This window comes from Granulosicoccus sp. 3-233 (assembly GCF_052681095.1).
The window spans coordinates 308,858-316,782 of record NZ_JBQYLE010000006.1; the positions used below are offsets into that span (position 1 = coordinate 308,858).

The window sequence follows — 7,925 nt, forward strand, 5'->3', positions numbered from 1 at the left end:
GGTCAGTCGTCCAGCTTCAGAGCGAGAAATACCGGCCCGTCGGCACGATGTACCAGCACGGCCACGGATTTGCGGTCACCCAGCTCACCAAGCACCTTCTCGACATCACTGGCCGAATCCACCGGACGATTGTCGATGGTGGAAATCACGTCATCCTTGCGGATGCCGGCTTTCTGCGCCGGTCCACCCTCTTCCACGCTTGCCACCAGCACGCCGCCCTTGTCGATGCCCAAGGACTCGCGCGTCTGCTCATCGAGTGGCGTGACCGTCAGTTCGAGCACATTCTGCCTGGGTGCTGCAGGCGAACGTACGTTCTGACGCAGTTCCTCATCGCTGGGCAATTCACCGATGTTGACCGTCAGCTCCACCATCTTGCCTTGTCGCACCACTTGCAGCGTGGCATCGCTGTTGGCGGGCACACGCCCCACCAGTGGTGGCAAGGAGGATGAACGTTCGATCTGCCTGCCTTCGAAATGCGTGATGACATCACCAACCGCCAGTCCCGAGTTCGCCGCCGGACTGTCCGGCAGGATACTGGCCACCAGCGCACCATAGGCTCTGTCCATGCCGAAGGAATCGGCCAGCTCCATCGTCACTTCCTGAATGATCACACCGAGCCAACCTCGTGTGACCCGGCCATTCTCACGAATCTGATCGGCCACATCCACGGCCATCTCGATGGGGATGGCGAACGACAGCCCCATGAAACTGCCTGTGCGACTGTAAATCTGGCTATTGATGCCGATCACGTCACCATCGAGATTGAACAGCGGTCCCCCTGAGTTCCCCGGATTGATGGCCACATCGGTCTGAATGAACGGCACATAGCTTTCGTTCGGCAAGGCACGTCCGGTGGCACTGACAATGCCGGCCGTAACCGAAAAATCAAAGCCGAACGGCGACCCGATGGCCAGCACCCACTCTCCGACTTCCAGGGCATCACTGTTGCCGATACTGACGACCGGCAGATTACCGGCATCGATCTTCAGCAAGGCAACATCGGAGCGCGGATCGGTGCCCACGACCTCGGCCACCAGCTGCCGCCGGTCGTGCAGACGCACCAGCACCTGATCAGCCGATTCGACCACATGATTGTTGGTCAGGATGTAACCATCCTCGGAAATGATGAAACCCGATCCCAGAGCTTCGCTTTCGGAGAACCCGCGTGGTTGCTCCTGCTCCTCGTAGCGCTTCAGCAGATCATCGACTTCCTCGTCATTCAGGCCCGGCAAGCGGGTACGTGCGTCCAGCTCCACCGGTGACTGCGAAATACTGATGTTGACCACCGACTCGTAGTTCTTCTTCACCAGCGTGGTGAAATCAGGCAATGAGGCCTGCAGCGCCTGCGCCGTCGAGGCTACTGTCGACAGCAGCAGCAAGCCGGTGCACAGCAGTCCTTTCGCATACCGAGAGGGTGTCGACCGGACAGAGGGCTGGTTGAACATCATCGTGTTTCTTCCCGAACTGGTGGCAGTGGACGCTGTGTACTGATGCGTACCGAAGATTCATGGCTGACGGCCACTATACGTCCAGATCGCAGGCAGTGCCCGGCATCCGATCGCCGCAGCATGCCTGGCGCAAGCATTCGCCATGCAAATACGCCTCCAGCCAGACCTGTCAGGCCCGCAATTGCCAGCAACAGATCCTGTTGAGCCAAGGACAGAGAGGCCGCTGGCAGTGCACGCTCGAGCGCCAGGCTACTCGTCACGATTGCCAACAGCAAGCCGCCTGTCGGCAGGCCATAGGCTCCCAGAACCAGTCGCAACCAGTTGGCGTTCTCCGCGCCCTCGAATTCGACCAGGACTTCGTCGCCAGCCTCGACCGCACGTTCGCTCAGGCAGGAAAGCTGAACCGCAGCCACTCCCTGATTGAAGATGCCCGCCCCGCAGCCCTGGCCACGGGCGCAACGCATGCACTGGGAAGGTGCGTGTATTTGAACACTGGCGAGCTCACCGGCCTCGACGGAATCCAGCGCCAGGCCGGAGCGCCTCATTGTCGTTCGGTCATTGCCGCAACACGGAACACCTGCGCAACCATGAGACGGCCTCTAGTGGATCTTCACGGCGTTGGCAATGGCCTGCACCGTATCTGCCGGAACCTCGCCCACTGCCGTGATGAAGGCATTTTCAGAGCTCAGCCCGTAGGCATTCATGGCGCCCATGCTGGACAGACCGGCAGCGCCCTCGCTCTGTTCGGCAAGCGGTACATATTCGACGTAGACCGATACCGAGGCCATTCCATCGCTCAGCATCACATGGCTGATGGGAGCACTGTCGGGCAGCATGGGTGAATAGGTCTCCGATACTTCCCGATAGCCGTCAGGCAGATTCGCGAAATCGACACGATCGACCTGGTCGGCCAGTATTTCCGGCAATCCGGAAGATGCCTGCAGCTTCTTGGGTTCCAGCCAACTGACCTGTTCGCTGTCCGTCTCCACTTCAAAACGCGCAACATCGATGCTCTCCGGATACTTGATCACGGTAAACATCACCTGCTCCACCGCGCGCTGACCATCCAGCAGCATCGAGCGCAACAGCATGTGCGTGTCGCGATCGATCCAGAAACGATAGCCATAGCGAAACGTATCCGCCGGCGTGACGTTGACCACATGGGTTATCAGCCCGGCCACCCGATCCGGCTCACCCATCGTGAATCGATAACGCTTGTTGGCCGCCAGATCGGCATCCACCTTGGGAAGCAGTTCACGCGGCTTGGATTTACTCACGACAACCGATTGGCTGGCCGGCCAGATGCAGGTTACCAGGGAATGATTGCGGTAGACCTCTCTCGCCTCACCATCCAGCGATCGCATACGCTCCAACTCACCATTGTCATCGCTGGAGTGGAGAATATTCATCGAGGTGATGTGTGTTCCCTGAACATGAACGAAATCGCCTTCGTAATTGAGCGTCTTCATGGCAATGGACATGGATCTGACCAGTTCGGCCGGATCCATTGACTGAACCACGTCATCGGCGCTTTCGCTGGATCCGGCAGCCGGAACCGGGTCCGACGCGGCATGCGCCGGACCCGTAGCTCCCATACCCACCAGAGAACTCATCAGAACCACCCGCAAGGCCGTACCCACCGCTCTTTGTCCAGACATCGCAGGCATACCTTCAGATCCGAATACCGGAAACCAACTGCTCACTATCAGCGCTCCTGAACACGCTCGTCGTAACCCACCAGGCGCGAGTAAGGCAGCAGCCCCTCACGGTCGGAGGTGGGAGAATTCTCGATATGTTGCGACAGATACATGTTCAGCTGTTCCTCGTTGCCGACTCGCTTCGAAGATTGTGGCGACACCCAGTACGAGCCGGTATTGGCAACCAGCTCCACCTGCGGTAGCGGCGCACCGCTCACTTGCTGCGAGAAGACATTGCGACCGTCAATCGCCGCTGAGCTGCGCACTGACGCTACATTCTCGACCGGGTCCAGCTGCTGATTCTGCCAGACATTCATGCCGACCACGGTCACTGCAGCCACACTGGCAGCCAGTGCAAAGCCTGCCATGCCGGTGCCCAGCCAGGATGACTGTCGACCACGACCGTCTTTCGCGACCAGCGGGGTGACCTCTGCCGATGCTGGCGTGGACACTGGAGCCACCTCGACCTTGTCGGGCAGTTCCGCGTAATTCGCCAGTGGCGTGATATTGCTGTACGCTGGCTCATCGGCAATGGCATCACAGATGCGTGAAACCAGCCGGTGATCGGTCTCGATGGGTTCGTTCTTGATGACATCCCGAATCAGGTGGTAGCGCGCCCACTTGCCGCGCAGTTCTTCATCGGCACAAACACCCTGCACACAGTCGGAGGGGTTCAGATCATGCCACTCACCATCCATGAGTTGTGACAACGTTTCCTTGTTCATGGGGGGGTTGTTGGAATCTTGCATGATTTACCTGCGTCTATCATCGAGCAATGGCTCGAGGTTGTTATCAATGGCCTCTCGCGCCCGGAAAATGCGGGAGCGGACCGTGCCGATCGGACAATCCATGGCCTGAGCGATCTCTTCGTAGGACATGCCCTCGAATTCGCGCAAACGAATTGCGGTGCGCAGATCGTCCGGCAAGGCGTTGATGGAGTCTTCTACGACCCGGGCAATCTCATCCGTGACCATGACACGATCAGGGGTAGCGTTTTCGCGCAAGGCACTGCCGCTGTCGTATTGCTCCGCATCGGCAGCGTCAATCCCGGTGTCACTGATCTTGCGACTCATCGTGACCAGGTGATTCTTGGCAGTATTGATGGCGATACGGTAGAGCCAGGTATAGAAAGCACTGTCTCCACGGAAATTCTTCAAGCCTCGATAGGCCTTGATGAATGCTTCCTGGGTAACATCCTGAGATTCATGCGAGTCATGCACATAGCGAGACACCAGATGCCCGATCTTGTGCTGATACTTGAGTACCAGCAGATCGTAGGCGGCCTTGTCACCACGCTGTACGCGCTCGACAAGCGCCAGATCGATTTCTTTATCACTCAACGTATTCGCTCCTCGAGCGATTTGTGTTTCTGATTTAAACACCTTGTTCGAGGCGAGGATCATATCAGTCTATATCCGGTATCGGCTAAAGAGGCCACGCAAACTATGACCACGATTCTCGGTATAGTTCATGCGCTGCCGATGCGAAAACGCGAAGGCCTACGAAAAATTCATGAATTGTGCGGATATAGCCCATGTCATTGCCTCTGGTCCTCGAACCAACCGAACTGGCCACCCTGCTGGCCGACATTCAAGCCGAGGGTAATACACTCACCCAGGCGCATCTCTGCGTCGTCGATCTACGCTCGGCCGAAGCCTATGCAGCCGGCCATCTGCCGGGGGCCGTTCACGGTGATGCTGCCCTGCTGAACCGGGTGGACAGTCCGATGGGGGGCCTGATGCCCGATCCGGATCAGGTCAATACCTTTCTGGCAAATATCGGCGCCAATCTGGGCGACCAGATCATTGCCTATGATGGTGGACGAGAAACCCCGGCTGCGCGCCTCATGTGGGTGCTGGATGCCTACGGCTATGAAGTGGGTAGCTGGTTGAACGGCGGATTTGCCGGTTGGCAGGCACAAGGTTTGCCGGTGACTCGGGAAGTACCCGATGTACGCCCCGGCCAACTGTCCCTGTCACTGATTGGCGACAACGTCATCTCGGCAGACAATCTGATGGCAGAACTTGACTCCCCCACACTGAGCATCCTGGACGTGCGCAGTGAAGCCGAATTCAACGGTACCGACGTGCGCAGTGCCATGGGGGGCCATGTGCCAGGCGCCTGTCATCTCGAGTGGACGGAAATGCTCGATGAACAGGGCCGATTGCTCGACGATGACACCCTGCAATCCGCACTGGATGCCAGACAGATCAATCTTGACGATACCGTCATTGTCTACTGCCAGACACATCAGCGCTCGGCTGTGACATACGTTGCACTCAAGCACCTGGGTTATGGCGATGTCCGCGCGCTGGATGGAGCCTGGTCGAACTGGGGCAATCGGGCAGACACACCAAAGGAGTGACAATCGGAGGCCGACGGACGCCAGTGGCCGGGAATCAGCCTGACTGGCGTATCTACTGCTCAGCTACATGCCATAACGCCATCTCGGCAGGCTGCAACAATGTCCGAGCGGCCATCAAGCAGCCATCAGGTAGTCAGCCGCAAAGACCGCTTACTGGGCAGCCAGCTTGAGGTAGTTGTCGTACCGCCAGCGAGCCACGGTTCCTTCAGCGAGAGCATGCTGCACCCCGCAACCCGGCTCTACCGTGTGCGTGCAGTTGCCGAAACGGCAGGATTCTGCAGCTCTGGCCAGTTCGTGGTAGCCCGAGCGCACCATGTTCGGCGCCAGATGAGCCACCGAGTACTGGCGTACTCCGGGTGAATCGATGATGGCGCCGCCATCGGGTAGCTCGTACCAGAAAGTCACCGATGTGGTATGAGACCCGAATCCCGTGGCTGCCGACACTGCACCGACGCGCAACTCCTTGTCCGGCAACAGCCTCTGGATGATCGACGATTTCCCCACGCCACTGGCACCGACCAGAGTGAATGCTCGTCCTTCCAGCTCGTCAAGCAAGGGTTGCATGCCATCGTCGCTCTTGGTGTCGATGGCCACGGCCGGGTATCCGATGGAACGATACACATCCAGTACCCTGCGGCTGCGCAATTGCTCTTCTTCATTCTGCAAGTCGCATTTGTTGAAGATGATCAGCGCTCCCACCCCTGCTCGATGAGCCGCCACACAGAACTGGTCAATCAGCAAGGTATCGATTCCGGGAGGATTGGCCGAAACGATACCCAGATGCGTGAGATTGGCGGCCAGCGGTTTGACACTACGCCGGTCAGCCCGTTCGAGCACACTTTCCCGCGGCTCCAGGGCGACCACCCGCAGCACTCCGGCATCGAATTCACAGAGCACAAGATCACCGGCAACCAGCAGAGGCACACTACGCAGTGCGTGAGCCTTCACGATTTCTGCCTCACCCTCCAGCTGCAGCGCAACGCTGGCACGGAAGTTGGCAATGACTCGAGCGCGAATACTCACTCGGAGAATGCTTTGGAATATGACAGTCTGATTGCAGGCACGTTCACGGTTTGTATGCTTGAATAACCGGGATGAGTTTAACGCTTTCTGACCATCGATGGCGTCATGCTCGAGCTCAACGGGCTTGCAGCCCGCATTCCCCATAATTGACACCAGTTAGAGGCCAATACACTCTGATGCCAGCGAGTAACGACAACCTGATCTGGGTTGACCTGGAAATGACCGGACTCGATCCGGAGACGGACACCGTGATCGAGATCGCCACCATCGTCACCGATCCGCAACTCGAAACACTTGACGAAGGGCCGGTCATCGCCATTCATGTCGATGATGACAAGCTCGAAGCGATGGATGACTGGAACACCGAGCACCACACACGTTCGGGCCTGGTAGAGAGAGTTCGTGCCAGTGACTACTCTCTGGAAAGAGCCAGCGCGGAGACCATCGAATTTCTGCAGCGCTGGATCGAGCCGGGCAAAAGCCCCATGTGCGGCAACAGCATCGGCCAGGATCGGCGGTTCATGGTTCGCTACATGCCGGAGTTGGAAGCATTTTTCCATTACCGCAATGTCGATGTCAGCACCATCAAGGAACTGGTCCGTCGCTGGCAGCCCTCGGCCGCCGATGGGTTCAGCAAGACGAATTCACATCTGGCGCTTGACGATATCCGGGAAAGCATTGCCGAACTGCGTTACTACCGCGAGCATGTCTTTTCCATTTGAGGATTCCAGCAAGACCTCAGAGGTCCTACAGCAAATCCACCGGTGCGTGGTATCGCAGAAGCCGGAAATTGGAGACCGTTTGGTCATAGCTGACGATCCGGCCCTGCAAATAACCTGCCCATCCTGAAAAAACAGGCAAATTTCCAGTATTTATCCTTTCCTGATGCTTGACGAAACGTGTTTGTGTTGACCTTATGCACAAGGAAATCGACTTTGCGAAACAGCTCTCAAAAGCGCTTGAACAAGAAGTTCACGACATCAGAACAACACCGTATCCAATTGTTTTTCATAGATATTTTATATCTGTTCAAAATATGTTCAAAGTGACGATAGCGTTAAAACCAGAGGGCTGGAGGCCGTTTGCGGCGGTTCATCCACAACGTTATCCACAGATATTGTGGATAAACCTGCAAGAGACGCTGTAGAGCGCTGTTTGCTGTAAAAACGCCTGGTATCCCAACGCCATCTGGCAGCTGGATACCGGGATAGTGCGTCTCGCTGCTCAACGTCTAGTCGCTTCACGGCGTTCTCGGCATGTGCATGTGCGACTTGCGACTTGCGACTTGCGACTTGCGACTTGCGACTTGCGACCTGCGACCTGCGACCTGCGACCTGCGACCTGCGACCTGCGACCTGCGACCTGCGACCTGCGACCTGCGACCTGCGACCT

9 protein-coding genes are annotated in these 7,925 nt (G+C 57.6%); 3 read left to right on the plus strand and 6 right to left on the minus strand.

Going from position 1 to position 7,925, the window contains the following annotated elements; translation table 11 throughout:
* Positions 1–2: 2 nt before the first annotated feature.
* Genes ACUNV4_RS17485 through rpoE form a run of 5 tightly spaced genes read right to left on the minus strand, consistent with a single transcriptional unit; the run spans position 3 to position 4,485 of the window.
* Positions 3–1,448: a DegQ family serine endoprotease gene (locus ACUNV4_RS17485; protein ID WP_430879879.1), complete on the minus strand. Its 1,446-nt coding sequence runs from the start codon at positions 1,446–1,448 to the stop codon at positions 3–5.
* Complete coding sequence (locus ACUNV4_RS17490; RefSeq protein ID WP_430879880.1) at positions 1,445–1,993, minus strand: SoxR reducing system RseC family protein; 549 nt, start codon at positions 1,991–1,993, stop codon at positions 1,445–1,447. The genes ACUNV4_RS17485 and ACUNV4_RS17490 overlap by 4 nt, the downstream gene beginning before the upstream one ends.
* A gap of 54 nt (positions 1,994–2,047) precedes the next feature.
* On the minus strand, positions 2,048–3,106 hold the full coding sequence (locus ACUNV4_RS17495; RefSeq protein WP_430879881.1) for a MucB/RseB C-terminal domain-containing protein: 1,059 nt from the start codon (positions 3,104–3,106) through the stop codon (positions 2,048–2,050).
* Positions 3,107–3,153: 47 nt separating this feature from the next.
* On the minus strand, positions 3,154–3,894 hold the full coding sequence (locus ACUNV4_RS17500; RefSeq protein WP_430879882.1) for a sigma-E factor negative regulatory protein: 741 nt from the start codon (positions 3,892–3,894) through the stop codon (positions 3,154–3,156).
* 3 nt (positions 3,895–3,897) lie between these two features.
* Positions 3,898–4,485 carry an RNA polymerase sigma factor RpoE gene (gene rpoE / locus ACUNV4_RS17505; RefSeq protein WP_430879883.1) on the minus strand — a complete coding sequence of 196 codons (588 nt, stop codon included), beginning with the start codon at positions 4,483–4,485 and terminating at the stop codon, positions 3,898–3,900.
* A 194-nt stretch (positions 4,486–4,679) separates the two neighbouring features.
* Between rpoE and ACUNV4_RS17510 the strand changes: the two genes are divergently transcribed.
* Positions 4,680–5,510, plus strand: a complete 831-nt coding sequence (locus ACUNV4_RS17510; protein ID WP_430879884.1) for a sulfurtransferase — start codon at positions 4,680–4,682, stop codon at positions 5,508–5,510.
* 150 nt (positions 5,511–5,660) lie between these two features.
* Here the strand turns inward: ACUNV4_RS17510 and rsgA are convergent, their stop codons facing one another.
* Positions 5,661–6,533: a ribosome small subunit-dependent GTPase A gene (gene rsgA / locus ACUNV4_RS17515; RefSeq protein WP_430879885.1), complete on the minus strand. Its 873-nt coding sequence runs from the start codon at positions 6,531–6,533 to the stop codon at positions 5,661–5,663.
* A gap of 176 nt (positions 6,534–6,709) precedes the next feature.
* Between rsgA and orn the strand changes: the two genes are divergently transcribed.
* The gene (gene orn, locus ACUNV4_RS17520; protein WP_430879886.1) at positions 6,710–7,255 is read left to right on the plus strand and encodes an oligoribonuclease; all 546 of its coding nucleotides are present in this window, start codon (positions 6,710–6,712) and stop codon (positions 7,253–7,255) included.
* A 167-nt stretch (positions 7,256–7,422) separates the two neighbouring features.
* Positions 7,423–7,680, plus strand: a complete 258-nt coding sequence (locus ACUNV4_RS17525; protein ID WP_430879887.1) for a hypothetical protein — start codon at positions 7,423–7,425, stop codon at positions 7,678–7,680.
* The last annotated feature ends 245 nt before the right edge of the window (positions 7,681–7,925 follow it).